General features: G+C 72.7%; 27 protein-coding genes. 12 read left to right on the top strand and 15 right to left on the bottom strand.

Going from position 1 to position 26428, the window contains the following annotated elements:
* Window positions 1-148: 148 nt before the first annotated feature.
* The 9 genes from V6M57_RS09275 (at window position 149) to V6M57_RS09315 (ending at window position 11407) form a co-directional block, all read left to right on the top strand.
* Complete coding sequence (locus V6M57_RS09275; protein ID WP_332814701.1) at window positions 149-478, top strand: hypothetical protein; 330 nt, start codon at window positions 149-151, stop codon at window positions 476-478.
* Window positions 475-1971: an oligosaccharide flippase family protein gene (locus V6M57_RS09280; protein ID WP_332814702.1), complete on the top strand. Its 1497-nt coding sequence runs from the start codon at window positions 475-477 to the stop codon at window positions 1969-1971. The genes V6M57_RS09275 and V6M57_RS09280 overlap by 4 nt, the downstream gene beginning before the upstream one ends.
* Window positions 1968-3410: an O-antigen ligase family protein gene (locus V6M57_RS09285; protein WP_332814703.1), complete on the top strand. Its 1443-nt coding sequence runs from the start codon at window positions 1968-1970 to the stop codon at window positions 3408-3410. Before V6M57_RS09280 ends, V6M57_RS09285 begins: the two co-directional genes overlap by 4 nt.
* Window positions 3407-4375, top strand: coding sequence for a glycosyltransferase family 2 protein (locus V6M57_RS09290; protein ID WP_332814704.1), 969 nt, complete (start codon window positions 3407-3409; stop codon window positions 4373-4375). Before V6M57_RS09285 ends, V6M57_RS09290 begins: the two co-directional genes overlap by 4 nt.
* Window positions 4372-5430, top strand: coding sequence for a glycosyltransferase family 2 protein (locus V6M57_RS09295; RefSeq protein ID WP_332814705.1), 1059 nt, complete (start codon window positions 4372-4374; stop codon window positions 5428-5430). Before V6M57_RS09290 ends, V6M57_RS09295 begins: the two co-directional genes overlap by 4 nt.
* 8 nt (window positions 5431-5438) lie before the next feature.
* On the top strand, window positions 5439-6608 hold the full coding sequence (locus V6M57_RS09300) for a glycosyltransferase family 4 protein (protein WP_332814706.1): 1170 nt from the start codon (window positions 5439-5441) through the stop codon (window positions 6606-6608).
* A complete protein-coding gene (locus V6M57_RS09305) occupies window positions 6605-8290 on the top strand; it encodes a GMC family oxidoreductase (protein ID WP_332814707.1) in 1686 nt (561 codons plus the stop codon). Before V6M57_RS09300 ends, V6M57_RS09305 begins: the two co-directional genes overlap by 4 nt.
* Before the next feature lie 55 nt (window positions 8291-8345).
* A complete protein-coding gene (locus V6M57_RS09310; protein WP_332814708.1) occupies window positions 8346-9353 on the top strand; it encodes an NAD-dependent epimerase/dehydratase family protein in 1008 nt (335 codons plus the stop codon).
* A gap of 728 nt (window positions 9354-10081) precedes the next feature.
* On the top strand, window positions 10082-11407 hold the full coding sequence (locus tag V6M57_RS09315; RefSeq protein WP_332814709.1) for a glycosyl hydrolase family 8: 1326 nt from the start codon (window positions 10082-10084) through the stop codon (window positions 11405-11407).
* Between the two features lie 45 nt (window positions 11408-11452).
* On the opposite strand, the gene V6M57_RS09320 is transcribed toward V6M57_RS09315, so the two are convergent.
* From V6M57_RS09320 to V6M57_RS09360, 9 genes are all read right to left on the bottom strand, one after another.
* Entirely contained in the window at window positions 11453-12874 is a 1422-nt protein-coding gene (locus tag V6M57_RS09320; protein ID WP_332814710.1) for a hydroxysqualene dehydroxylase, read from the bottom strand.
* 195 nt (window positions 12875-13069) lie between these two features.
* Window positions 13070-13852, bottom strand: a complete 783-nt coding sequence (locus tag V6M57_RS09325) for a WecB/TagA/CpsF family glycosyltransferase (protein ID WP_332814711.1) — start codon at window positions 13850-13852, stop codon at window positions 13070-13072.
* Between the two features lie 63 nt (window positions 13853-13915).
* Window positions 13916-14821, bottom strand: a complete 906-nt coding sequence (gene epsG / locus V6M57_RS09330; protein WP_332814712.1) for a chain length determinant protein tyrosine kinase EpsG — start codon at window positions 14819-14821, stop codon at window positions 13916-13918.
* Entirely contained in the window at window positions 14818-16221 is a 1404-nt protein-coding gene (gene epsF, locus V6M57_RS09335) for a chain length determinant protein EpsF (protein WP_332814713.1), read from the bottom strand. Before epsF ends, epsG begins: the two co-directional genes overlap by 4 nt.
* Before the next feature lie 28 nt (window positions 16222-16249).
* Window positions 16250-17134: a polysaccharide export protein EpsE gene (gene epsE / locus V6M57_RS09340; RefSeq protein ID WP_332814714.1), complete on the bottom strand. Its 885-nt coding sequence runs from the start codon at window positions 17132-17134 to the stop codon at window positions 16250-16252.
* Window positions 17135-17181: 47 nt separating this feature from the next.
* Complete coding sequence (locus V6M57_RS09345) at window positions 17182-18507, bottom strand: outer membrane beta-barrel protein (RefSeq protein WP_332814715.1); 1326 nt, start codon at window positions 18505-18507, stop codon at window positions 17182-17184.
* Window positions 18508-18612: 105 nt separating this feature from the next.
* Window positions 18613-20073, bottom strand: coding sequence for an undecaprenyl-phosphate glucose phosphotransferase (locus V6M57_RS09350; RefSeq protein ID WP_332814716.1), 1461 nt, complete (start codon window positions 20071-20073; stop codon window positions 18613-18615).
* Complete coding sequence (gene epsA / locus V6M57_RS09355) at window positions 20066-20854, bottom strand: XrtB/PEP-CTERM-associated transcriptional regulator EpsA (protein WP_332814717.1); 789 nt, start codon at window positions 20852-20854, stop codon at window positions 20066-20068. The genes V6M57_RS09350 and epsA overlap by 8 nt, the downstream gene beginning before the upstream one ends.
* A 480-nt stretch (window positions 20855-21334) precedes the next feature.
* Window positions 21335-21643 carry a hypothetical protein gene (locus V6M57_RS09360; protein WP_332814718.1) on the bottom strand — a complete coding sequence of 103 codons (309 nt, stop codon included), beginning with the start codon at window positions 21641-21643 and terminating at the stop codon, window positions 21335-21337.
* A 102-nt stretch (window positions 21644-21745) separates the two neighbouring features.
* Here V6M57_RS09360 and V6M57_RS09365 point away from each other — a divergent pair, with 102 nt between their 5' ends.
* Window positions 21746-22477 carry a hypothetical protein gene (locus V6M57_RS09365; RefSeq protein ID WP_332814719.1) on the top strand — a complete coding sequence of 244 codons (732 nt, stop codon included), beginning with the start codon at window positions 21746-21748 and terminating at the stop codon, window positions 22475-22477.
* A 6-nt stretch (window positions 22478-22483) separates the two neighbouring features.
* On the opposite strand, the gene V6M57_RS09370 is transcribed toward V6M57_RS09365, so the two are convergent.
* The 6 genes from V6M57_RS09370 to V6M57_RS09395 all read right to left on the bottom strand — a co-directional run bounded on the left by V6M57_RS09370 (window position 22484) and on the right by V6M57_RS09395 (window position 25374).
* The gene (locus tag V6M57_RS09370) at window positions 22484-22645 is read right to left on the bottom strand and encodes a hypothetical protein (protein ID WP_332814720.1); all 162 of its coding nucleotides are present in this window, start codon (window positions 22643-22645) and stop codon (window positions 22484-22486) included.
* Window positions 22642-22785, bottom strand: coding sequence for a hypothetical protein (locus V6M57_RS09375; protein WP_332814721.1), 144 nt, complete (start codon window positions 22783-22785; stop codon window positions 22642-22644). The genes V6M57_RS09370 and V6M57_RS09375 overlap by 4 nt, the downstream gene beginning before the upstream one ends.
* A 28-nt stretch (window positions 22786-22813) precedes the next feature.
* A complete protein-coding gene (locus V6M57_RS09380; RefSeq protein ID WP_332814722.1) occupies window positions 22814-22975 on the bottom strand; it encodes a hypothetical protein in 162 nt (53 codons plus the stop codon).
* 261 nt (window positions 22976-23236) lie between these two features.
* Window positions 23237-23524 carry a hypothetical protein gene (locus V6M57_RS09385; protein WP_332814723.1) on the bottom strand — a complete coding sequence of 96 codons (288 nt, stop codon included), beginning with the start codon at window positions 23522-23524 and terminating at the stop codon, window positions 23237-23239.
* A gap of 86 nt (window positions 23525-23610) precedes the next feature.
* Entirely contained in the window at window positions 23611-24075 is a 465-nt protein-coding gene (locus tag V6M57_RS09390) for a septal ring lytic transglycosylase RlpA family protein (RefSeq protein WP_332814724.1), read from the bottom strand.
* Window positions 24076-24192: 117 nt separating this feature from the next.
* A complete protein-coding gene (locus tag V6M57_RS09395) occupies window positions 24193-25374 on the bottom strand; it encodes an MFS transporter (RefSeq protein ID WP_332814725.1) in 1182 nt (393 codons plus the stop codon).
* 148 nt (window positions 25375-25522) lie between these two features.
* Between V6M57_RS09395 and V6M57_RS09400 the strand changes: the two genes are divergently transcribed.
* Together V6M57_RS09400 and V6M57_RS09405 are read left to right on the top strand one after the other, a co-directional pair.
* Window positions 25523-25972, top strand: a complete 450-nt coding sequence (locus tag V6M57_RS09400; protein ID WP_332814726.1) for an Hsp20/alpha crystallin family protein — start codon at window positions 25523-25525, stop codon at window positions 25970-25972.
* A gap of 11 nt (window positions 25973-25983) precedes the next feature.
* Window positions 25984-26385, top strand: a complete 402-nt coding sequence (locus V6M57_RS09405) for an Hsp20/alpha crystallin family protein (RefSeq protein ID WP_332814727.1) — start codon at window positions 25984-25986, stop codon at window positions 26383-26385.
* Window positions 26386-26428 lie beyond the last annotated feature (43 nt).

Below are 26428 nucleotides of genomic sequence, written 5' to 3' on the forward strand. Positions count from 1 at the left end.
ACCCCCCGTATGACATGCGCGCGCGACCCATCCGCCAACCCCATCGGGAAATAGCCTGAAAGAGCCATGACCCCCATGGCTGCATCGCCCCATTGGCGAGGGGGGTTGTCCCAGAATCGTTTGCAACGACGGACGGTCAGGACAACGGATGTACAAGTTCTTCCCCGCGATCACGCTCTGCATGGCCTTGCTGCCGGCCTGGGGCGGCGGGCCCGGCGGAGGCGTTTCGATGACAGGCCGCGATGCGCCGCCGGCGATGGTGCAGGCCAGGCTCTCGGCGACAGGCCCGGGCGCCGCCGCCAAGGCCGACTCGCAGCCGGCACCGCTGGTCGTGGCGGCACTGGGGGACGACACCGCCCCTCGTGACGCCCAGACCGGGTCCGAGCCCGAGCGCAGAACCGACCGGGGCGTGCTGCTTGCAGCGTTGGCCCTGATGGCCGGCATCGTGCTGCGGCGCTGGGGCTCGGGCCGGCGATGACCCACGGCGCCCTCCGATCGCTCGCCGAGCGCGCGTTCAAGTGGAGCGCGCTGACCACCGGCGGCCGCTTCTTGCTCCAGTTCGTGGCGCAGGTCATCCTGGCGCGCCTGCTGGGCCCGGGCAACTACGGCGTGTACGGCATCGGCATGGTCGTGCTCACCTTCGCCGCCTTCCTGTCCGGCAACGCGTTCAGCTACATCCTGATGCTGCAGAAGGACGTGGACGCGGATGACGTGCGTTTCGCCTTCACCTGGCAGGCCATCGCCGGCGTGGCATGCGCCGCTGCGATGTACGCCGGCGCCGGCGGGATCGCCGGCTTCTTCGGCGACCCGCGCATCGAGCGCATGGTGCACTGGCTGGCGGCGGCCTGCCTGCTGATGGCGCTGGCCGGCCCGTCCACCTGCCTGCTGCAGCGCGACCTGAACTTCCGCGTGCTGGGACTGGTGCAGATGGCCAGCTACGCGGCCGGCTACCTCGCGGTCGGGGTGCCGATGGCGCTGCAGGGCCACGGCGCCCAGGCGCTGGCGGCGGCCTGCGTGGTGCAGGCGGCGGTGGCGCTGGCCGGCAGCTTCGCGGCGCGCCCGCACTCGCTGCGGCCGCTGCTGCGCCACCCGCTGGGGGGCGACACGATGGCCACCGGGCGCACCGTGTTCCTGACCAACATCGTCAACTGGCTGCTGTCGAACATGGATCGCATCGTGATCGGGCGCGTGCTGAACACCCATGCCGTGGGCCTGTACGGCGTGGCCTACAACATCGCCTCCATCCCCAACGTGCTGCTGGTCAACGCCATCCAGCCGACCTTCCTGGCCACCGGCGCGCGCCTGCAGGACAAGCCGCGGCAGCTGGCGAGGGCCTGGCTGACCCTGCTGGCCTGCGCGCTGGTGTTCCTCACGCCGGCCGCGGTGATGATGTCGCTGCTGGCCGGCGACCTGGTGCGGGTGCTGTACGGCAACGAGTGGCTGGACGCCGGCTGGCTGATGGCCGTCATGTTCCTGTGCGTGCCGGCCTGGGCCTGCCTGGGGCTGTCCACGCCGGTGCTGTGGAACACCCGCCGCAAGCACCTGGAGGCCGCGCTGCAGCTGCCGCTGCTGCTGCTGGCGCTGCCGGCCTGGTGGCTGCTGGCGCGGCACGTCGGGCTGCACGCGGTGGTGTTCGCCTCGGTGGTGCTGATCTTCGGTCGCGCCGCGGTGGTGGTCTCGACCGGCCTGGGCGCGCTGGACATGCGCTGGCGCGACCTGCTGCCCTTCGTTCTGCGGGGCGTTGCGCTGGCCGCGCTCGCCGGTGCCGCGGTGCTGGCCGGGCGCGAGGTCGCCGCGCCGCTCGGCCAGCCGGTGGTCTCGCTGCTGGCCGGCGGCATCGCCGGAACGGGGGCGCTGGTGGCCCTGGTCTTCGCCCGCCCGCAGGTGCTGGGCGCGGAGGCGCGCAGCGTGCTCGCCCGCCTGCTGCCAGGGCCGCGCTGGGCGGCCGCCGGACCGGGGGTGCGGCCATGAAGCGCCAACCGGTGCGCCGCAAGCCCGCGGCCGGCGTCGACGACGCGACCATCGTGAAGACGCGCGAGCGCCGCAGCGAGCCCTTCGACTTCAACCGCGACGGCCTGCTGTGGCTGGTGTTCCCGGCCATGCTGGTGCTGATGGCGATGGAGGTGCTGCTGTCCGGCCGCGACCTCACCCAGTCCTTCCTGGTGCTGGAAAGGGAAGTGCAGGCGATCGTCGAGACCGCCCGCCACCCGCTGCTGGTGTGGGTGCAGCGCTGGGTCTCGCTGATGCTGCTGGCGGTGACGCTGGAGCGCATCGTGAGCCACTTCCTGCGGCGCAAGCCGGTGCCGGCGCCGATGCTGACCTGGACCTTCCTGTTCTTCTGGCTGACCACGGTGGCGGCGCCCGCCGTGTTCGGCTCGCATCCCAGCCTGTCGCACGAGTACCTCTACCCGCTGCTGCTGGGGCTGGCCTGCACGCTGGCCGGCCCGCGCGACCGCGAACGCATCTTCGCCGTGACGCGCGACGCGCTCTTCGTCTACCTGCTGGCCAGCGCGGCGCTGATCCCGGTCTGGCCTTCGCTGGTGCTGGACACCTCCTACACCCAGGGCCTGCTGCCGGGCGTGCCGCGCTTCGGCGGGCTGGCCACCCACCCGGTCCTGCTGGGCATGCTGGCGCAGACCGCGCTGGTGATCCTGTGGGCGCGGCCCTGCCGGAGCCGCTGGCTCAATGTCGCCTGCTGGGCGCTGGGGCTGGGCGCGCTGTTCCTGGCGCAGTCCAAGACGGCCTGGCTGTGCTTCCTGCTCAGCGGCGCCTGCCTGCTGCTGGTGCGCCGCGCCCCCGAGGCCGTCCAGCGCGCCGGCGATCCGCGCCGCAACTCCTTCGGCGTGGGGCTGTGCCTGGCCGTGATCGCCGCCGTGCTGGCGCTGCTGGTGGCGGTGCTGGTGTTCGACCTGCCGACGCTGGTCAGCGACTTCTTCGACACGCGCGAGGGCGCGCAGCTGGCCACGCTGACCGGCCGCGACCGGATCTGGGTGGTGGCGCTGGAGGAGTGGGCGCGCCAGCCGGTGTTCGGCTACGGCCTGACGCTGTGGGACGCCGACTTCCGCGAATCGATCGGCATGGCCAACGCGACCCACGGCCACAACCAGATGATCGACACGCTGGCCCGGTCCGGCACCGTCGGCGCGGTCGGGCTGGTGCTGTACGCGCTGGTGCTGACGGTGATGGCGTTCCGCTACGCGCGCGCCACCGGCGGCCTGAGCCTGGCGCTGTACGTGAGCCACGCGCTGCTGTCCATCAGCGAGGTGCCGCTGATCCTGATCGACTACGGCAGCCACGTGATGACGCACTTCCTCCTCATCGTCGCCGTGGCCTCGGGCGCCGCCGCGCGCATCCCGACGCGGGTGGTCCCCGCCCAGCCGATCGAACCGACCCTCAGGACCGCTCCATGAAGTTTTCCGTCGTCATGCCCCTGTACAACAAGGCGCGCTACGTGCACAGCGCCCTGCGGTCGGTGCTGGCGCAAACGCTGCCCCCGCACGAGGTGATCGTGGTGGACGACGGTTCCACCGACGGCAGCGCCGCCGCCGTGGAGAGCATCCCCGATCCGCGCGTGCGGCTGGTCCGGCAGCGCAACGCCGGCGTCTCGGCGGCGCGCAACCGCGGCATCGACGAGGCCACCGGCGACTGGATCGCCTTCCTCGATGCCGACGACTGGTACCACCCGGAGATGCTGGCCGCGCTGGCGCAGGCGCACGGCGCCTGCCGCGAGGCCGACATGCTGGGCGCGGGCTTTCGCAAGGTGCCGCACCTGCTGGGCGCCGATCCCGACCCGTGGCCGGTGACCGAGGGCTTCTACGAGGTCGAGGTGGTGGAGGACCTGCGCCAGCGCTGGATGCGGCTGTCGCCGTTCTGCTCCAGCAGCGTGGCGATCCGTGCCGCCCGCCTGAAGTCCATGCAGCCCTGCTTCGCCGAGGGCGACCACCACGGCGAGGACCTGGACCTGTGGTTCCGGGTGGCCGACACCTCGCCGGTGGCGATCGTCAACGCGCCGTTCGCCGCCACCCGGGTGCTGCCCGACAGCCTGTCGGCGCGCCAGCCGCGCGACACCCTGCCCGGCTTCCTCAAGCGCATGCGCGAGCAGGCGCTGAGCGGCCGCATCCCGGCGCGGCACCGCAAGTCGGCGCTGTGGTTCGTGGGCCAGCAGGAAGTGACGCTGGCGCGCGAGGCGCTGGGCGCCGGCGACCGCCGCACGGCGCTGCGCTTCCTGCTCGACGCGCGCTGCGTGGCATTCACCCGGCGCTGGCAGCTGACGCTGCTGATGATCCTGTTCATGCCCTCGCGCGTGGCCGACAGCTGGCAGCGCTGGCGGCTGCGCAGCGCGGAGGTGTTCTCGCCGGAGGGCCCGGTGCAATGAAGCGCAGCCCGGCCTGCCGCGTCTCGATCGTCATCAAGGCGCTCAACGAGGAAGCCAACGTCGCCGCGGCCATCGAGAGCTGCCTGGCGGCGCTCTCCGGCATGGACGGCGAAGTGGTGCTGGCCGACTCGGCTTCCACCGACGGCACCGTGCAGGTGGCGCGCCGCTACCCGATCCGCATCGTGCAGCTGGCGCGCCCGCAGGAGCGCAGCTGCGGCGCCGGCCCGCAGCTGGGCTGGCAGCACTGCCAGGGCGAGTACGTGCAGATCGTGGACGGCGACATGAAGATGGTGCCGGGCTTCCTGGAGCAGGCCCTGTCCTTCCTCGCGCAGCACCCGGAGATCGCGGGCGTGGCCGGGCGCGTGGTGGAGCTCAACACCGCCAGCGTGGAATACCGCGAGCGCGGCGAGCGCAGCCAGCGCGCCGAGGCGCACCGCCGGCCGGGCGCGGTCGACCGGCTGGACGGCGGCGGCCTGTACCGGCGCCGCGCGATCGAGGAAGCCGGCTGGTTCTCCGATCGCAACCTGCACAGCTACGAGGAGTTCGACCTCGCCCTGCGGCTGCGCGCGCGCGGCTGGAAGCTGTGGCGGCTGCCGGTCGATGCGGTCACCCACCATGGCCACGATTCGCCGCCCTACCGGCTGCTGCTGCGCCGCTGGCGCTCGCGCTACGCCTGCGGCGCCGGCGAGGTGCTGCGCGCCGCCCTGGCCCAGGGCCGGGCCCGGGGCGTGCTGCGGGGCCTGCGCGAACTGCGGCTGTACCTGGCGGTGATCGGCTGGTGGGCCGTGCTGGCCAGTGCGCCGCTGTGGCCGCTGGCGGCGCGCGACGCGGCCCTGGCCTTCGGCGCGCTGCTGCTGGCGCCCGTTGCCGTGATGGCCTGGCGCAAGCGCTCGCTGTCGCGCGCGATCTATTCGGTCGTGTCGTGGAACGTGCATGCGGCCGGCGTGCTGCGCGGCCTGCTGGCGCGCCGGCAGCCGCCCCAGGCGCTCATTCCCAGCCTGGTGATCCAGGACCCCTACACCGCGGCCCGCCACGGCCAGGAAATGTGCTCATGACCCGGCGGATGGACAGTTCTTCCACCCTCGGTCTTCCGGCGCACGACACGGCCGCGGCTGCCGCGCGGGAAGGCCGCTTCATCTACATCGCGGTGCCGTGGACGCCGGTGGGCGGCGGCATGTACAAGGTGGCCGACTACCTGATCCAGTCGCAGGCGGCGGTCGAAGGCGGGCCGGTGCTGCGGCCGCTGGACACGCGCGGCAGCGGCAGCGCCGCCGCGTCCCTGTGGCAGGTGGTGCGGGCGGTCGGCCGGCTGGCGCGCGCGCGCATGGGCGGCCGGCTGGCCGGCGTGCACGTCAACATGGCCGAGCGGCTGGACTTCGTGCGCGAGTCCATCGTACTGGCCGCCTGCCGCGCACTGGGCATCCCCACCGTGCTGCACCTGCACGCCGCGCAGCTGCACCACAGCTACGCGCGCCTGCCGCGCCCGCTGCAGGCGCTGGTGCGCTGGATCTTCTCGCTGCCGCAGGCCTGCGTGGTGTTGGGCCGGGTGTCGGCGGCCTTCGTCACGCGCGAGCTGCGCGTGCCGGCCGAGCGGGTCGAGGTGGTGATCAACGGCGTGCCGGAGCCGGTCGCCCCGCGGCGGCGCGCCGGGCACCGGCAGGCGCCGCAGGTGCTGTTCGTGGGCAACCTGTCCGAGCGCAAGGGCGTGTCCGACCTGCTGCAGGCGCTGGTGCAGCCGGCGCTGGCCGGCGTGCCGCTGCAGCTGACGCTGGCCGGCGGCGGCGACATCGCCGGCTATGCGGCCCAGGCCGAGCGCCTGCGCGTCGCGCACAGGGTGCGCTTCTTCGGCTGGGCCGACCAGGCCCAGCTGGGCCGGTTGCTGGCCGAGGCCGACGTGCTGGTGCTGCCGTCCTACGACGAGGGCCTGCCGCTGGCGATCCTGGAAGCGCTGGCGCACGGGGTGGCGGTGGTGTGCACGCCGGTGGGCGAGATCCCGCACGTGCTGGCGCACCTGCGCGACGCCTGCTTCGTGGAGCCGGGCGATCCGGCCAGCATCGCGCGCGGGCTGGCCCAGGTGCTGACCGCGCACGAGCTGCGCGAGCGGCTGGAGCGCAACGGCCGCGCGCTGCACGAGGCGCAGTTCTCGCTCGCGCGCTTCGCCGCCGGCGTGGCGCGCATCCACCAGCGCCAGTTCGGCCTGAGCGCGCAGCCGCAGGACGGGGCGCGTCCGTGATCGAGCACGCCAACGCCGTGCCGCGCGGCAGCGTGCTGGCCGCCGACGTCTGCGTGGTCGGCGCCGGCGCCGCCGGCATTCCGCTGGCGCTGTCGCTGTCCGGCCGCGGCCTGTCGGTGCTGCTGCTGGAGGCCGGCGAGCGCACGCGCGACGGCCGGGCGCAGGCGCACTACGAGGGCGAGGTGGCCGACGAGCGCCTGCACAGCCCGCTGCACCGCTACCGCCTGCGCGGGCTGGGCGGCTCCACCAGCCTGTGGGGCGGTCGCTGCATGCCGCTGGACCCGATCGACCTGGAGGCGCGGCCCTGGGTGGCGCACAGCGGCTGGCCGATCTCCTACGAGGGCCTGCTGCCGTGGTACGCGCAGGCCAACGCCTGGGCCGAGGCGGGCCGCTTCGCCTATGACGCGCGCACCGCCCTGCCCTCGGCGCCGCCGCTGCTCGCCGGATTCGACAGCGAGATCGTGAGCACCCATGGGCTGGAACGCTTTTCCTGCCCGACCGACTTCGGCGTGCGCTACCGCAAGCGGCTGGAGCTGGCGCCCGACCTGCGCGTGCTGGCCGGCGCGCACTGCACCGCGATCCGGCTGGAGCCGGACGGCGCCCGCGTGCGCGCGCTCGAGGTCGCCACGCTGGCGGGCAACCGCTTCCAGGTCGCCGCCCGCGCCGCGGTGCTGGCCACCGGCGGGCTGGAGACCGCGCGCCTGCTGCTGCACTCCAGCGACGTGGCGCCGCAGGGCGTGGGCAACGCGCACGACGTGGTCGGCCGCTACTACCAGTGCCACATCGCCGGCAACGTGGGCACGCTCACGGTTTCCGGCAGCCCGGACGGCGTGCGCCATGGCTACGAGGTCGCGCCCGACGGCGTGTACTGCCGCCGCCGCCTGGCGATCGTCGCGGAACAGCAGCGCCGGCACGGGCTGCTCAATGCCGTGGCGCGGCTGCACTTCCCGCGCATCACCGACCCGGCGCACCGCAGCGGCGTGCTGTCGGGCCTGGTGCTGGCCAAGGCGCTGATCAGCTACGAATACGGCAAGCGGCTGCGCGATGCACAGCCGCTGACCGGCGCCGACTGGGCGCGCCACGCGCTGAACGTGGTGCGCGATCCGGGCGACACCGCGGCGTTCCTGGCGCACTGGCTGCGCCGGCGGACCTTCGCCCAGCGCAAGTTCCCCTCAGTGATCCTGCGCAACCGCAGCAACCGCTTCAGCCTGGAGGTGCAGGGCGAACAGCAGCCGCTGGCGTCCAGCCGCGTGCAGCTCACCGCCGCGGCGGATGCATTGGGGATGCGCAAGCTGAAGGTGGACTGGCGCTACTGCCGCGGCGACATCGAATCGATCGCGCGCACGCTGGACCTGCTGGCCGCCGAGCTGGCCCGCACCGGCGTCGGCCGCTTCGAGTACGACCCGGCCACGCTGGAGCAGGACCTGCTGCGCTACGGCGCCTACGGCGGGCACCACGTGGGCACCGCCCGCATGGGCGCCGATCCGCGCACCAGCGTGGTCGATGCCGACTGCAAGCTGCACTCGGTGGACAACCTGTACGTGGCCGGCAGCGCGGTGTTCCCGACGTCCAGCCAGGCCAATCCGACGCTGACCATCGTGGCGCTGTCGCTGCGGCTGGCCGACCGGCTGGCGCAGCGGCTGCAGCCGCGCCGGGCGGCGGCCGGGGAGGTGTTCGCATGAGCGGCCATTGCGCCCGGACGGCGCGAGGTCGTCCGTCGCTCGCCTTGGGGTCCGCATGAAGGTGCTGGTACTGGGCGGGCGCGGCTACATCGGCTCGCGGCTGGTGGCGATGCTGCGCGCGGCCGGCGCGGAGGCGATTGCGGCTTCGTCGCGGGCCACGCCGGCGGACGGGCAGCTGCGCGTGGACACGCGCGACCGCGCGGCCGTGCAGGAGGCGCTGCGCGGCCTGGATGCCGTGGTCAATTGCGTGGCCGGCGACGGCGCGGCCATCGCCGAGGGCGCGCGCGTGCTGGCCGAAGCCGCCGGCGCCTCGCCGCGCTGCCGCCGGCTGGTGCACCTGAGCAGCATGTCGGTGTACGGCGCGCTGGAAGGCCGGGTCGCGGAGTCCGCCGCACCCGGCCCGCTGCTGGGCTGGTACGACAAGGCCAAGCGCCAGGCCGAGCAGCACGTGGCGGCGTTCGCCCGCGGCGGCGGCCAGGCCGTCGTGCTGCGGCCGGGCTGCGTGTGGGGGCCGGGCAGCGAGCTGTGGGTCGGGCGCACCGGGCGCTGGCTGCAGGCCGGCCGGCTGGGCGACCTGGGCGTGGCGGGCGACGGCTGGTCCAACCTCGTGCACGTGGACGACGTCTGCGCCGCCGCGCTGCGCTCGCTGGAGCTGCCGCTGGCGCGCGGCGAGCGCCGCACCTTCAACCTGGCGGCGCCGGACAGCCCGCGCTGGAACGAGTACTTCATCGACCTGGCGCTGGCGATCGGGGCCACGCCGGTGCGGCGCCTGGCGGGGCGCCGCGTGCGGCTGGACGCGCTGCTGGCCGGGCCGGTGCTGCACCTGGCGCGCAAGGGCGCGCAACGGCTGGGCCGCGCGGTCGACGGACTGCCCGAGCCGATCACGCCCGGGCTGGTGGCGTTGTGGCAGCGCCACCTGCAGCTGGACGTGGAGGCGGCCACGCACGAGCTGCGCATGGACTGGACGCCTTATCCGGCCGCGCTGCAGGATTCCGCGGCCTGGTTCCTGGATCGGCAGCGCCGCTCGCGCGCGCAGGCCGGCAAGGTGGCTGCTGCGCATTGAGCGCGGCATCAGCGAACAACGGCAGTTCGGTTGCCAAGGGCGGGAGATGGATCCCGGCGTTCGCCGGGATGACATGTGTTTGTCATTGCGGCCTCGAGCAAAGCGGTGTCAGCAGCCTCGAGCAAAGCCGGTGTCATTGCGGCCTCGAGCCGCAATCCATCACCCGCGGCCTGACGCTCGCGCCCGCGTGTTCAGCGTATCGGCTCTCCCCGCCGGCCCCGCCGTCTCGTCCGTCCCGCTCTTCCGCCCGGCTTTCCTCCTCTTCCGTGCCGCTAGCAAACGTAACTTTCGCGGCTCGATTTGTCGTAACCCGATTTGACGAGCTTGCCGGATCGCCGCCCCACGGCTGAGCCAGGACTGCGGGCAAACCCTGAGGCGGCACCCGCCGCAGAGCCTGCCAGGGCCCCATCCTCGGCGGTTTCGCTGACTGCCTGAACAGGGGCCGCAACCCCGGCCGAAGATGCTGTTACGGCCCCGCCAGGGCCAGCTCGACAGCAGCTCCCATTCGTTACGCTTGTAGGCCGGCTGCCTGCCGGTTTGTGGGACGTCTCCTACTACAGTCCGGGCTCCTCGCTGAGGCATTCACCAGCCCAGCCGCACCGGACCGCGCCGCCATGGGCGCAGCGCCGGATGGGCAGGGCCAGCGCCGAGGCACATCTTTCAACCTGGTCAACAGGAGCGCGGCAGTACCGCTGTCGGCCCAGGCCGCCCTACTCAACAAGTTGAAAATGCAAAGACGACTCTTCCTTCGTTCCGGTTCCGCTTCGGCCGTCGCGCTGGCCCTCGCCGCGTGCGGCGGTGGTGGCGGCGGCTCCGCGGCCAGCGACCTCGCCACCGGCGTGGACAACGCCAGCACCGGCATCGTGGGTGCCTCGACGGCACGCCGCTCCGTCGACGGTCCCAACTCCTATCCGTTCGGCTCGCGCCTCGATCCCTACGTGGCCGGCATCCTGCCGTCGGCCGCCGCCGGGCAGATGGACTCGGTGATCCGCAGCTCCTACGACGCCTGGAAGGCGCGCGCCATCGTCGACGTGCCCACCGTCCCGGGCGGCAAGGCCGTGAAGTTCGGCAATTCCGGCACCTACCTCACCGTGTCCGAGGGCATGGGCTACGGCATGCTGATCACGGTGCTGATGGCCGGCCACGACGCCGAGGCCCGCGCGATCTTCGACGGCCTGCTGGCCACCGTGCGCGCGCGTCCGGCCTACAGCATCCCGGACGTCGGCCGCTGGCTGCTGGACTGGCGCCTGACCATCGACGGCTCGTCCACCGATGCCGCCGGCGGCGGCTGGAACGCCATGGACGGCGACCTCGACATCGCCATGGCGCTGCTGATGGCCGACCGCCAGTGGGGCTCCACCGGCGCCTGGAACTACAAGCAGGAGGCGATCGAGACCATCAACGCCATGAAGGCGTGGAACATGAAGGAGAACGGCACCACCAAGGGCATGGCCACGCCGCACGTGAGCCGCACCTCCGACTACATGACCGGGCACTTCCGCGCGTTCAAGCGCGCGACCGGCGACGCCCTGTGGGACCGCGCGATCGACCGCTCCTACGAGCTGATCGATCGCATGCAGACCGTGTTCTCGCCCAATTGCGGCCTGATGCCGGACTTCATCATCCACACCGACACCGACAACCCGATCCCCTCGCCGGGCGGCTACGGCGACTTCGTGGACACCGAGGGCTACTACTACGCCAACGCGCAGCGCAACCCGTGGCGCTGGGGCACCGACTACGTGACCTCGGGCGACACCCGCTGGCGCGACGTGTGCAACAAGCTGGTGGGCTTCGTGCAGGGCGACACCGGCGGCGAGGCCTCGCGCATCTCGGCCGGCTACCACCTGGACGGCTACGCGATGGACCGCAGCTACTCGCCGGAAGGGATGATCGGCCCGATGCTGTGCGGCGCGATGGTGGACCCGCGCTTCCAGGCCTTCCTGGACAACCTGTGGAACTGGAACGCCGGCAACTTCACCACCGACTACTACGACTCCGAGCTGCAGCTGATCCCCATGATCGTGGCCTCGGGCAACTGGTGGAACCCGTAACGGCATCTCCAGGCGTGGGCAGCGGCGGCACCGGCTGACCGCCGCTCACGCCGCCCGGCACCAGCGCACCATGCCGCGGGTGTCGGGCGCCTCCAGCGACAGCTTCACCGGGCGGCCCATGGCCGCCAGCAGCGCTTCGGCCGCCAGGGCGCCGGAGCGCGTCGCGCTTTCCAGCGAGCATGGCAGCGCCGTGTCGGTCCAGTCGCCCGCCAGCCACAGACCGGGCACCCCGGTCGCGGCGGCCGGCCGCAGCGCCTCGGTGCCGGGGCGCGGCTGCGGGACGGCCATGGGCGTGCGATGCACGCGCGCATGCATCACCCGCGCCTCGCGTGCCGCGGGCGCGAACTCCCTCACTTCCTGCGCGGTCTGCTCGGCAATGCGGGCATCGTCCCAGTCCTCGCGCGCCATCGGCCCGATCGCGTTGGCCGCGACCAGCGCGCCGCGCCCGGCCAGCGAGGGCCGGATGTTGGACAGGTCGTAGAAGTCGGTGTTCAGCCCCTGGCGCGTCCACACCCGGGCCCAGAAGCGTTCGCGCGTGACCGGCCGGTCGAACCACAGGTAGGTGCTGATGCAGGGGCTGGCGCGGAAGTAGCGCGCCACCGCGGCGACGGGCGCCAGGGCGGCCTCGTCGCTGGCACCCGCCAAGGCCGCCACCGCCTGCGGTGGCAGCGCCAGCACGCATTGGCGGGCGGCGACCGAATGGCCGCCTTCCAGCTCGGCGCGCGCGAAGCGGCCGCCGTCCAGGTGCAACCGGCGCACCTGCGCGCCGAACAGCACCTGGCCGCCCGAGCGCACCACGGCGCGGCAGCAGCCGGGCACGAACAGCTGTGCGAGCGCCAGCCGCGGAAAACCGAAATGCCAGCCGCTGCGCCCGAGCAGCAGCCGGAACACCCGCATCATGGAAGCGGCCGAGCACTGCTCCAGCGACACGTTCAGCAGCGCCAGCATGGCCGAGCGCCAGAACCACTCGATCGCGGCCGGCCGCACGCCCATCTCGCGCAGGAAGGCGTGGGCGTCGTCCGCGTCCAGCTCGCGCAGGCTGCGCTCGTCCAGCCGCGCGGCGCGCCACGCGATCGCGCGATGCGACAGGCCGTCGCGCAGCGACAGGCGGGTGAGCGCGCGCGGCAGCAGCGACAGCCCGTGCAGCGGCGGCGGCAGGTGCGGATTGGGCACGCGCAGCACGCCGCGCGCGTCGACCAGCGTGACCAGCGGACTGGGCTGCCACAGCACCTGGGCGGCAGTGCCCAGGCGCTGCAGCATGGCGATGAAGTTGCGGTCCTCCGAGCCGAGCGCGTGCGGCCCGGTGTCCACCTGCACGCCGGTGGTCTCGTCGGCCCAGCTCGCCGCCCGGCCGCCGGCCAGCGGCGCCGCTTCCAGCACCACCACCTTCAGGCCTGCGTCGGCCAGCCCCAGCGCGCAGCGCAGGCCGGCCACGCCGGCGCCGACCACCAGCACGTCGGCGCTCACGCCGTGGCCTCCGCGGCGCTGCGTGGCGAAAGAGGCCCCTCGAGCTGGCACATGCGGCCAGCGTAACCATGCGTTGCCCCGGCGTGCTGCCTCAGCAGCGACGGCTTGCGTCAGCCGGGCTTGATGGGGTGGCGCGTGCGTGGGCCGCGGAGCGCCCCCACCCTGCCCTCCCCCAGAGGGGGAGGAAAAGACAAGCTAGGCCGCCGCCGGCCAGCCGCGGCGCAGCCCGCGGCGGGCCATGGCGAAGGCGCGGCGCAGGAACAGCGGGTTGCCGCGCAGGTAGCGTTGCCACAGGCGGCGCGGCTCGCGCGCCAGCCGGTACGCCCACTCCAGCCCGGCACGGCGCATCCAGCGCGGCGCGCGCGTGACCTTGCCGCCCAGGAAGTCGAGGATCGCGCCGCCGCACACGATCAGGCAGGGCCCGCCCAGCGCCGCCCGCAGCGCCATCGCCACTTCCTCCTGCCGCGGCATGCCCATGCCCAGCACGATCACGCGCGGGCGGCACTGCGCCGCCAGCCGGATGTAGTCGTCCAGCGGCAGGAAGCCATGCAGGGCCACGCAGGCGCTGTCGGGCGCGAGCTGCCCGCGCACGACCTGCTGCGCCTGCATGAGCCAGGGTTCGCGCGTGCCGAACAGCGCGATGCCCAGCCCGTTGGCGCGCGCCAGCAGGCGCGGGATCAGGTCGGTGCCATTGAGGTTCTGGCCGGGCGGCTGGTTGAGCAGCTCCATCAGCAGCGACACGCCGATGCCGTCGCGCACCACCACGTCGGCCGACATCAGCGACTCGTAGAAGCGCTCGGACTCGGCCACCAGGTTCATCGCGTGCGCGTTGACGAAGGCCAGCACGCGCGCCTCGCCGGGCCGCAGCAGCCAGTCGAGCAGTTGCTCCTCCCCGCCCGGGCTGCGGACCCGCGCCATCGAGCGCACCAGCTGGTACCAGCGCACCTGCCAGTCGCGCGTAGCCGGTTGAGGTGCCATCCGGCGGCCCCGCGGATCCTCAGGCGCGCGGCGCGGGGGCGGCAGCGCTTCGGCGGCGGGCCATCAGACGCTTCCCGCGCCGTTGAGGACGGCGCCGACCACCGTGACGCCGAACTCGTGCAGGTCCTCCGACAGCTTGATCACGCGCGGCATGGAACTGCGATCGCGGCAGGTGACCATCAGCGCCGCACCCGCGCGCGCGGCCACGGTGCTGGCGTCGGCCCAGGACGAGGCCGCCGGCGTGTCGATCAGGATGACCTCGTACAGGCTGTTGAGCGACTGGATCAGCCGCTGGAACTGCGGGCGCGAGAGCAGTTCCTGCGGGTTGGGCGGCAGCACGCCGGACGGCAGCACCGTCAGCCCGGGCAACGGCTTGATGTCGCACATCACCTCGGCGCCGGCGCGCCCGGCCAGCAGCGCGGACAGGCCGATCTTGCCGGGCAGGCCGAAGATGCGGTGCTGGCGCGGCTTGCGCAGGTCGGCGTCGATCACCAGCGTGCGCTTGCCCATCTGGGCGAACAGCACCGCCAGGTTGGCCGTGATGTAGCTGCGGCCCTCGCCGTGGCCGGGGCTGACGATGGCCAGCGCCGACTGGTGCTGGATCTCGTTGTCGAACCAGCGCAGCGTGAGCTGGGCGCGCAGGCTGCGCAGGTGCTCCACCGCCGGGCTGTCGGGCTCGTAGGCGGCGACCAGGTCCTTGCCCAGGCCGGCATCGGGCGAGATGGTGGCGTGGCCGAACTGCAGCGCGAGCGCGTGGCGCACGTCCTCGTCGGTCAGCAGGCCCATGGAGATGCCCGCCTCGCCGAACGGCAGGCCGACCTTCTGCTGGTAGTCGTGGATGCGCTCGGCCTCGTCGTGCGTCAGCCGGCCGGCATCCACCAGCAGGTGGCCGATGGGCAGCGCCGGTTCGCGCCCGGCCGGGCCGACGAGGTCGAGCTCGCGGTGCAGGGGCAGGATCTGGCTGTTCATGCGAGGCTCCCGTTGTAGCCGAGTGCCGGTCGGGCGGGCGCATTGGCCAGCCGACGCAGCGACTCGCGCCCGGCATGGGCCGGCACCGTGGCCAGGATCGGCAGGTTGGTGGCGATCGACAGGTCGTCGACGGAGCGCACGCGGCGGTTGAGCAGTTCGACCAGCACCGCGCCGGCGATCGCCAGCAGCGCGCCGGCGAAGGCGGCCAGCGCCAGGGCCAGGCGCGTGCCCGGCCCGGTGGGCTTGAGCGGCTCCACCGCGGTGGCCAGCCGCTGGATGTTGGTCTGGTTGGTCAGCGCCTGCAGCTTGGACTGCGAGGCGCGCTCGCTGACCTGCTCGTAGGCGCGCTGGGCGGCGTCGAGGTCGCGCCGCAGCACGTTGAGCTCGTCGCGGTGGCGGTTGAACTGCATCACCCGGGCGCGCTGGGCGTTCACGGCCTCCTTCAGCTCGCGCTCGCGCGCGCGACCGACCTGGTAGGCGGTGTCCACGGCGCTGCCGATGCTGGCGGTTTCGGAGCGCAGGCGGGCGCGCATGGCATTCAGCTCGTCCTGCATGCGGATCATCTGCGGGTGCCGCGCGCCCAGGTTGGCGCTGGCTTCCTGGACGCGGGCCTCCTGCCGGGCGATGTCGGCCTTGAGCGTGTTGATCAGCGGGCTGTTCATGGCCTCGGAGATGCTGGCGGCCGAGGCGGCGCGCTTGTTGGCGACGTCGGTCAGCTGCCCCTGCACCAGCGTCAACTGCGACGACAACTCGTTCAGGCGCTGGGTCTCCATGTCCACGCCGTCGGCGCTGATCACGCCGGTGCGCTGCTGGTACGCGGTGAGCGCGCCCTGCGCGGCCTCGAGCCGGTCGCGCGCGAACTTCAGCTGCTCCTCGAACCAGGTGGAGTACTTCTTGGCCGGGTCGGTCTTGATGTCCAGCGCGGTGTCCAGGTAGGCCTGCGAGAACGCGTTGGCGATCTTCGCGGCGTCGGCCGAACTGGGCGCCGTGTAGGAGATGTTGATGATGTTGCTCTCGCGCGCCGGCTTGACCTCCAGGTTGGCCTTCAGTTCGCTGGCCAGCCAGGCCTTGAGCGTGCCGGCCCCGCCGGCCTCCTTCCACTCCTGGGCGGCCTTGGGGTCCTTCTCGAGGCCGAGCGCCTCCACCACCTGCTCGGCCACGCGCGAGCTGCGCACGATGTCCATCTGGGTGGCCATGTAGGCCTGCGGCACGATGCTCTGGTAGTTGGGCTGCGCGAGCGGGTCGTTGGCGCGCAGGTCGACCAGGATGGGCGCGTGCGCGGTGTAGTTCTTCGGCCGCAGCATCACCCAGGCCAGGGCCAGGGCGACGGTGGACAGGAAGATCACGAAAGCCATCGTGCGGCGGGCACGCAGGATGGACAGGAATTGATGCAGGTTCATGCGGCGGGCCTTTTCGTTCGCTGCGGCTTCAGAACAGGCTCTCGCGCACGTAGATCACGTCGTTGGGCAGCACCGGGTCGCTGAGCCGGGCGTCGCTCTCGACCTGCTTGCCGTCCGGGCCGGTGCGGGTCAGGCGCAGCCGGCTCAAGCTGCCGCGCGGGGTCGGGCCGCCGCCCTGGGCCACGGCCTGCTGCACGGTCATGCCGCGCTCGATGCGGTAGGGGCCGGGCCGCTGGGCCTCGCCGTAGATGTAGTAGACCGGCGCCTTGGCCACGTACAGGGTGTCGCCGCCGTGCACCAGGATGTCGTCCTGGCCGCGCTGGTTGAGGAACAGCGCCGGGATGTCGATCACCTTGCGGAAAGGCTTGCCGGCCCGGGAGCCGGTGACGATCAGCGTGTCGTCGCCCATCGGGGTGATGCCGCCGGCGGCGGCGAGCAGGTCGCTCACCCGGGTGTTGGTGGTCTCCAGCGGGAAGCGCCCGGGCTTTTGCACCTGCCCGAGCACCGCCACCTGGTTGCCCCGCACCTCCAGCAGCACGATGTTGACCTGCGGCCGCTTGAGGAACTGGCCGTTGCGAAGGGCCGAGGCGATCTTGTTCTCGGCCTCGGCGATGGTGGAGCCGCCCAGGTTGACGGACCCCACCAGCGGATAGTTGATGGTGCCCTGCTCGGACACGCGGGCCTCGATCGACAGGTCCGGGTTCTGGTAGACCTGCACCCGGATCTGGTCGCCCGCGCCGAGCCGGTAGTCGGCGCTCGGGGCCCCCTTGTTGCTGGCGCCCGCCTCGCTTCCGCCGGCGGCCGCGCCGGCCGGCGCGGCCGCCCCGCGGGCGGACGGGCCGGCGGCCTGGGCCGCCAGCGCCATCCCGGCTGCCAGCAGCAGCCCGCCCAGGTTTAGCAACACGCTCTTCATCTTTCTCTCCCTTTCACAAAAGCCTGCGGTCGCCCGCGCGGCCCGCGTCAGATCGTCAGCTTGGCCGTCAATCCGATCACGTTGGCGCGGTAGTTGAAGGCGGGCAGCGACGACGAGCGGCGCTCGTGGCGGTACTGCGCACCCAGGGTGATGGAACGGCGGATCGCCCAGTCGACGCCCAGCGCGCCGACGTCGAACTTGTCGCGCCGCCCGGCATCGGTGGTGCCGGTGACGTCCTCCCAGCGGCGGGTCTCGTGCTCGTAGCGCAGGTTGACCGTGATCAGCTCGGTTGCGCGCCACACCGGCCCGACGTACCAGCGGTCGCTGGACAGGTGGCCGCCGGTGCCGAACACGTAGCTGCCCAGGTCGCGCACGTAGCCGCCGGTGAGCGAGGTCTTGGCGGTGATGTCCCAGTTGACGCCCAGCGAGCCGACCACGCCGCTGAAGTCGCGCGCCGGGGCGGCGCTGTGCTCGCGGTCGAGGTGGGCCAGGCGGGCATCGACCCGCGTCTTGGGCGAGACGATCCAGCGCACCGTGGCCTCGATCTCGTTGTCGTCGAAGTCGCTGGCAACCGGCGCGTTGTCGAACTCGCCCTCGCCGCGGCGGAAACGCAGCGCCACGCTGGAGCCGGTGGCCGGCTCGTAGGCCGCGCCGAAGCGCACGCTGTTCTGGCTCAGGCTGCCGTCCCACGAGTTGGGATCGCCGCTGCGGGTGGCGCTGTGCTGCAGGCCGCCCAGCACGCGCCAGGAGGCGCCCAGCTTGTAGCCGGCCTCGAACAGCTCGTTGCGCTCGGTGCGGCGGTTGACGCCGGCGATCGCGCCGTTGGAGGTGACGTCGCGGAACTGGCGGCGATCGGCGCTGGCGATGCCCTCGAGGCGCTCGCCGGCCTGCCACAGCCACGCCGCCGAGTAGTTGAGCGTGTTGTAGTCGGTGCCGATGTCGTCGAAGTTGTAGTTGTTGAGCTCCGCGTCGACGACGAACTGCTGGCGGCTCACGCGCTTCTGGTAGCGCAGGCCCAGGCCGAGACCGGTGATGGTGTCGGAGATCTCGCCGCCATTGGTGCGCAGGATGTTGTCGTCGTGCTCGATGCCCGCCATGGCGCGGAACTGCAGGCCCTCGCGCTGGTCGGGGCTGGACGAGACCGGCGAGTAGGGCTGCGAGATCGACTGGGCGGGCGACATGGGAACGACCATGGGCACCGCCATGGACTGGCCCATGGGCACTGCCATGGACTGTCCCGCCGGCTGGGCGGTGGATTCACCCAGGCGCCAGGCCGGTGCCTGCAGGGTGGTCTGCGCTTGCAGCGCCATCGGCAGCAGGCAGGCGGCTGCGGCGGCGGCGGTCATCACGGGCCGGATGGAAGGTTTCTTCATTGGTGTTCTCTCACGAAGAACGCCCGGCGCACGCACACACTTGCTCATGCTCTGCATGGTCACGCACAGGCTCACGGGCGGACAATGGCTCATTGGTGCTAGTGCTCAATAAGCCGCGCCATCCTTGAACACCAGGCGGATGGTCCTCCAGATGATGTAGAGGTCCAGCCGCAGTGACCAGTTTCGCAGATAGTCGAGGTCGCAGCGAATGCGCGCTTCCATCTTTTCCAGTGAATCCGTCTCCCCGCGGCAACCATTGACCTGGGCCCAGCCCGTGATTCCGGGTTTGACCTTATGGCGGATCATGTAGCTCTTGATCAGCGGGCGGTAGAACTCGTTGTGCGCCACCGCGTGCGGGCGCGGCCCGACGATGCTCATGCGGCCCTGCAGCACGTTGACGAACTGGGGCAGCTCGTCCATGGAAGTGCGGCGCAGCAGGCGGCCCAGCGGGGTGACGCGCTCGTCGTCGCGGCGCGCCTGGGGGACGCGGGCGCCGTCCTCGGTCACCGTCATGGAGCGGAACTTGTAGACGATGATCTGCTGGCCCCACAGCCCGTAGCGGCGCTGGCGGAAGATCACCGGACCCGGCGAGGTCAGCTTGATGGCCGCCGCGATCGCCAGCATCAGCGGCGAGATCAGTAGCAGGATAGCAACAGCCAGCACCACGTCGCTGGCCCGCTTGACCAGTGCGTTGGGCCCGCGGAAGGGGGTCTCGCACACCGAGATCACCGGCATGCCGCAGATCGAGTCGGTGCGGCCCTGCACCAGGTCGGTCACGAACATGTCGGGCACGAAGTACACCGAGGCGGTGGTGTCCTTCAGGGCGTCCAGCAGCAGCTTGATGCGCGGTTGCGAGGCCATCGGCAGCGACAGGTAGACCAGCTGCACGTTGTGCTGCTTGACGTAGCCGGCGATCTCCTCGATGCGCCCGAGCATGCGGTGGCGACCGCGCCCGCGGATGCGGCCCGGCGCGCGGTCGTCGAAGAAGCCGAGCAGCTCGACGCCGGTGTAGTGCGCCATCGACAAGCGGTCGGCCAGCGAGCCGCCCTGCTCGTTCATGCCCACCACCACCGCGCGCAGGGGCGGCCCCTGCAGGCGGATCAGGGTCGGCGCGGCCGCGCGCAGGGCCCAGTGGGCGGCCAGCTGCGAGGCCGGGGCCACCCACAGCCAGTGCAGCACCACCTCGCGCGAGAAGTTCCCCAGCGCATCGATCGCATAGCCGGTGGCCAGCAGCAGCCCGCAGGTCCAGGCCCAGGCCAGCACGGTGTCGGCCACCACGCGGGTCGCCGAGGCGCGCAGCTGCGGCCGCCCCGGGTAGACCAGCGCGAAGGACACGATCGACAGCCCCAGCCAGCGCGGCGCCAGCGCGCCCTCGAACAGCAGCACCAGCGCCCACAGCGACAGCACGGTGGCCAACGGCTCGACGAAGGCCTCGAACGCGCTCAGCAGCCGGCTGTGGCTGAAGACGGCGGGGCCGGGCAGCGCCGGAGCCGACGGCGGCGGCGCGGCGGCGGGCGGGGCCCCGGAAGCCGTGGCGGCCCCCAGGACGCGCTCGGCTTCAGGCATAGGCGGCCATCCGGGTGAGGCGGGCCACGGCCTGGGCGCGGTTGGTCACGTCCAGCTTGCTGAAGATGCTCTTCATGTGGTTCTTCACCGTGAACTCGCTGATGCGCAGGATGCAGCCGATCTCGGGGTTGGTCTTGCCCATCGCGACCCAGACCATGATCTGCCGCTCGCGCTCGGACAGCTGGCCCAGGCGCACCACCAGGTGCTCGACCTGGATGCGCTCGGCGCCGGGCTGGCGCATCGGCATGGGCGGCATGCGGCGCAGCGAGGAATCGACGAAGGGCACCAGCAGCTTCAGGGCGGCGGCGCCGCTGGCCGGCGCGGCCTCGCTGCTGAGGGCCGCGAAGATGCGCTCGCCGCCCAGCCGGGCGTCGCCCACGCCGTGCACCAGCGCCGAGTGCATGCCCGGCGTGCCGGGCGCCGGCGCCCAGCCCTGCCCGGCCTCGCCGAGCAGCCGGCCACAGCCGGCGATGTCGAGTTCGCAGGGCTGCGACTGCGCGGCCACCCAGCAGTCGCGGAAATAGCTGACCAGCGGCGCGATGCGCGAGGCCGGGCACAGGTGGGTGCGCAGGCCCGGCAGGCTGGAGATGATGTCGTACTGCAGGTCGCCGGCGCGGAAGTCGCCCCAGCCCACCAGCAGGATGTCGTGCGGCAGCCAGCTCTGCACGTCGCCCTGCAGCCACCGCCAGAGGTCCGCGTGGGAGCGCAGCTGGGCGCCCTGCCCGGCGATCTTGAGGAACTGGACCGGATCGACGTCCGGAATGGCTTGCGTGGTGATCATCTGGGTCTCCCGTCGTTGGTGCGGCCGCCGGCGGCCGACATGAGCCGAAACACTTTTGCCGGCCAGCGCAGGTCAATGCGCGTGTCGGCGCATTGCGGCGCGAAACCATGTGTGAGTCCCGTTGCCCCCGCGCCACGGACCGCTTGACAGCGGAGATCCGGCGTGGAAAGGGGGTGTTGCACAGGTGGCTCTCGCATCGTGTCCCGGTGATGCGTGATGGTGTGAAAAATGGACATACGCCACGGGTAGGCACCGCACGCCGCTTGCTGTCGTCAGCAGCGCATCGCCTTGTCGGCGAAGTTCGACACAACCGGCACGTAACGGCGCCTTGCGCGGCGCTGCCAGGTGCTGCGCGGGGTCAGCAAGTGTTCGGCATCGCTGCCGTACGGGTCATCCCCGCGCAGGCTCGTCCATGCCGCGCAGGGCGGGACGGCGGGGCGCGGGACTTCGCGATCGCCCCGGTACCCGCCCGGCGGCCCCTCAGAACCGCGGCAGGTCGTCCAGCCGGCGGCCGGGGCGCTCTTCGGCCAGGACCAGGGTTTCGGTGCCGCCCGGCAGCACATCCACCTTGACCTCGGGGCCGGGCTGCAGCCCGCCTTCGTCGTCGGGGAACAGGCTGATCACGGTGTCGCCCTCGACCAGCCGGTCCACCACCTCGCTCACGCGCGTGGGCGAAGGACGCAGGTCCCAGCGCGCGCTGGCCGCGTCGATCAGGCCCATCATGGCCTCGACGACCTGCGTGCCCGCATAGCGAAGCGCCGTGATGCCGTAGGTGGCTTTCTCTGCCATGGCGCCATTCTGTGAACGGCCGGGGCGCAGTTCATCGGCGCAGGGCGACAGCCGCCGTCGGAAGCTGCCTACGGCGCCGGCTGCTCCCCCTAACATCGGCGCATGCCCGACCTCCGATCGCTGCCGTTGAGCCGAGCCCATGCGCGCCGGCTGCGCGACGTCTACCGCTCCGCTGGCTGGCCCTGCCAGGACACGCTGGAGATCGAGCTGCTCGCGGCCGGCCTGCTGCACCGGGTGCTGGCGCCCACCGGGCACGAGTCGCTGCGCGTGACGGCCGCCGGCCTGCGGGTGCTGGCCGACACGCTGGCCGGCAACCGGGCGCGGCTCTCGGCCCACGAAGCGCTGGTGGAACGGGTGGCACGCGAGATGGGCCGCGCCGGCCGCATCGCCTGGCGCGGTCTGTCGCTGCGCGCGCAGCTGGCCGCGCCGGATGGCGATGCCGGGCCGGCGCGCTGGTGCCTGGCCCGGCCCGACGTGTTTTCCATCCGCAACACCTCGGTGGCCGACTACGTGGAGCCCGTGGTGCACGAAGTGAAGGTGCGGCGCGCCGACCTGCTGTCCGACCTGCGCCAGCAGGACAAGCGCGCGGCCTACCTGGACCTGGGCGAGTGCTGGTACGTGCTGGGGTGCGATGCGCACGGGCGCTGCATCGCGGCACCCGACGAAATCCCCGCCACCTGCGGCGTGCTGGTGGCGCAGGGCGAGCGGCTGGCGGTGGCCCGCGCGGCGCCGCGGGCGCGGCGCCGCGCGCTGCCGTTCGGGGTGTGGATGGCCCTGGCCAAGGCCACGCCCGCCAGCGGCCTGGACGAGGAGGCGCAAGGCCTGCTCGCCTGACCCCGCCTACTGCCGGGGGTGCTCCGACTGCCCGTCGCCGGGCTCGGGCGGGTGCTGCTTTTCCGGGTCCTGGGGCGGCGGGAGCACCGGCTCGGGGTTGGTCGGCTTGGGCGGCTCCGGGTTGGCCGGCGCGGGCGGGCCCGGGTCGGGAGGCGTGCTGGCGCTCATGGGCGCTCGGGATGCACTTCGGTGTTGCGCGCGGCCTCTTCCGGGTCCTCGTTCGAAGGCGTCGGGATGTCCTCTTCGGTGGCGAACTCCGGCTCCTCGCATTCCAGGCGCGGGATGCCGGTGGGGTTGGCGGTGCTCATCGCGAAATCCTTGCGGGTGTCTGTCGAATCAGGGTTTGGGCAACTGGCCGGGCTGGCCGGGTTCGCCCGGCTCCGGCGGCGGCTCCTGCGGCCCGAATTCGGGTTCCACCGGCAGGCGGCTGGGGTTGGGCGTGCCCTGGCCGGGGCCGGGCTCGTCCGATTCTTCCGGCTCGACCGGGTGGGTGGACACGGCCTGCACCTTCAGAAATCGCTCTGCGACCAGGGGGCCGGCTGCGGGGGCTCGACAGGGTCGGCCAGTGATCGTCCCGGCTGCCCATGCGGCTCGCCCGGGGGCGGCGAGAAGCCGTCGCCGAGCGGGGGCGGCGGCTCGGGCCTGGGCTCGCGGGTGGGTTCCGGGAGGGACTTCATGAGGGGTTTCGACGGCCGGCAGCTTCATGCCATCCGGCAGGGGTCAGTCTGGTTGTGGGCGCCCCACGCGGTCGCCGACCCATCAGGCGCTTTCCTTTTCCTTCTCGGCCGGCTCGCGGGTGACCTCGGGAGCCAGTGTCTTGCTGGGGTCGTGCGTGAAGGGCATCTGCGACAGGCCCACCAGCGCCTGCAGGTGCGCATGGGCGCGATCCATGTCGGCGCCGATCATGGCCAGCGCCACCTCGTGCCCCGGTTCGTTGTGCGCGACTTCCACGTAGGCGGCGCGCAGGCGGTCGTAGTCTTCCTCGGCACGCGCGACCTCGTGCTGGGCTGCCAGCATCTTGGCGTATTCGGCACGGCTGTATCGCATGCGACCCATGCTAGGGACGGCCGAGCGTCACGGCTGTAGGACAAAGCTGCGTGCGGCCGCAGGCCCTGGCTGGGTTCGCATCGCCCTCAGCGGCGCGCGCCCGCGCCACGCCGGATGCTGCCGTCGGGCTGCGGCACCGCGATCGGCGCGACCTCCACCTGGGTGACGCCTTCCTCGGGCTCGAGGCCGATCCGGCGCGCCGTCGCCGGCGAGAGGTCGACGATGCGGCCTTCCACGAACGGCCCGCGGTCCTGGATGGTGACCACGGCGCTGAGCCCGGTGTCCAGGTTGGTGACGGTGGCGGTGGTGCCCAGCGGCAGCGTCTTGCTGGCGGCGTTGTCGCCGTGCGGGTCCATCGGCGTGCCGTCGGCCATGGGGCGGCCGGCGAACTTGCGCGCGTAGAACGAAGCCTCGCCGACCTGAGCGCGACCGGAGCGGTCGAGCGCCGGCTTGCGTGCGCCGCGCTCGCTGGCGTCGGCATCGTCGGCGTGCAGCGGCCCGGCGGCGAGCAACAGGCCGATCGACATCAGCAGGGCGGGGACACGATCCATCGCAGGCAACACAAGGGGTGGCGGCGCCGGACGCCGGCGCATCCAGTCTGGCCGTCGCGCCGCGACGGCAGGATCAGGCCAGGCCGCAGCCCGGCGTAGGACGGATCGGGTCGGCCTTCAGGCGGCGCCACGCACCGGCTGGGCCGCGGCCGGGGCGGCGCCACGCACCCCCATCAACGCCCCCAGCGCCAGCAGCGACAGCCCGGCCGACAGGGCCAGCGCCCGTGCGCCCCAGTGGTCCAGCGCGATCCCGAACAGCCAGGGCGCCAGCGCCTGGGCAATGCGCGCCGGCATCATCAGCAGGCCCTGCCGCTGGCCGTAGCCCTGCGGCCCGAACAGCACCAGCGGCAGCGTGCCCTTGGCGATGGTCAGGATGCCGTTGCCGGCACCGTGCAGGATGCCGAACACCGCGGCCGCGGAGGGGCCGAAGAGCGCCAGCACGGCCACGCCCAGCGGATGCAGGGCCGCCGCCAGCCGCGCCGACAGCAGCGGATGCACCCGCCGCAGCAGGCCGAACTCCAGCAGCCGCGCGGCCACCTGCGCCGGCCCGATCAGCGCGCCGACCGCCACCGCCGCGGCCAGCGTCGTGCCGCTCGCCACCAGCAGCCGCGGCAGGTGCGCCGCCATGGCCGTGCTGATGAACCAGGTGGCCGCGAACACGAACGACAGCAGCACCATCGCACGCAGGGGCGGCGGCGCCGCCGGTGCGTCTGCCGGTGGCGGATTCGGCGCGGCTGGCGGCGCCTTCGGCAGGCAGGCGTTGAGCGGCAGCCCGAGCAGCAGGTGCAGCGCCGCCCACGCGTAGCAGGCGCCGCGCCAGCCCAGCTGCGCCTCCAGCCACGCGCTCAGGGGCCACCCCACCGTGCTGGCGAAGCCCGCCACCAGTGTGATGCCGGTGATCGCGCCGCGCGAGGAGGCGCCGTACAGCCGCACCAGCGCGGCGAAGCCCGCCTCGTACAGGCCGCTGCCCATGCCCACGCCCAGCACCGCCCAGGCGAGGAACAGCATGAAGGGCGTGCGCGCGGCACCGAGCAGCGCCAGGCCGAGCGCAAACACCACGCTGGTGGCCACCAGCACCGGCCGGCCGCCCCAGCGGTCGATGGCGCGGCCCGCGTGCGGCCCGAGGAAAGCCGACACGACCAGCGCCAGCGAGAACGCCGCGAACACGGTCGGCACCGGCAGGCCGAGGTCGCGCGCCATCGGCGCCGCCAGGATCGCCGGCAGGTAGTAGCTGGAGGCCCAGGCCAGCGTCTGGGCGCTGCCGAGGGCGGCGACGGTGCCGGCACGGGGGGAGAGCATCAGGACCGGATTCTCGGCGAAGGCGACGCACGGGCCGGCCTGCCGGCATTCCGGACGGCCCTTGAAAAGCCGCGGGGCCACCGCCATCTCGCCACCGCGCGGCCTGGTGTCGCGCGTTCACCTGACGAGACTTCAAAGGAGAGCAGCGATGTTGCAAGCATCATTCAGCCCTGCCGCGGACGTCTTCGGGGAGCTCAACCGCTTACAGGGCCTCCTCGACCAGGTTTTCCGTCCGCTCGACCGGTCCAGCATCCGGGGCCCGGCAGGCGCCACCTTCCCGGTCATCAACGTGGGCACCACGCCCGAGACGGTGGAGGTCATGGCGATCGCGCCCGGGCTGGACCCCGGGACGCTGCAGGTCACGGTCGATCGGGGCCTGCTGACGCTGGCGGGCGAGCGCCAGAGCGCCCTGCCGCAGGGCCAGGAAGGCCTCAGCGTCCATGCACGCGAGCGGTTTGCCGGCCGTTTCCGCCGCGTGGTCAGCCTGCCGCAGGATGCCGACCCCGGAAAGATCGAGGCCACGTACCGGGAAGGCATCCTGCGCATCACCGTGGCCAAGCGCGAATCGTCGCGGCCGCGCCGCATCGAAGTTCATTGAAGGAGACTGCGATGAGCAACGACATGCAGACCACCCCGGCCCGCGAGCCGGAGGCCCCCGCCACGGGCGACCGCGCCGCCCTGCATTACGCCGTTCCGCCGGTGGACGTGTTCGAGGACGAGGGCAGCATCACGCTGCTGGCCGACCTGCCCGGCGTCAATCACGAGCGCCTCGGCGTGCGCGTCGACGGGGACAACCTGGTCATCGAGGGCACGGCCGAGGTGCCGGCGCCCGCCGCGATCGAGATGGTCTACGGCGAGGCACGGCTGGCGGCCTACCGGCGCGAGTTCACACTGAGCCGGGAACTGGACTCTTCCCGCATCGAGGCCCAGCTCAAGGACGGCGTGCTGCGGCTGGTGATCCCGAAGTCGGAGGAGGCCCGCCCGCGCCGCATCGAAGTGCGCGTGGGCTAGTGCGCCGTGCCGGCGCGTGCGGTCGGCAGCGACCGCACGCGCG

It is taken from the genome of Ramlibacter sp. (genome assembly GCF_036676645.1).
GTDB lineage: Bacteria > Pseudomonadota > Gammaproteobacteria > Burkholderiales > Burkholderiaceae_C > Ramlibacter.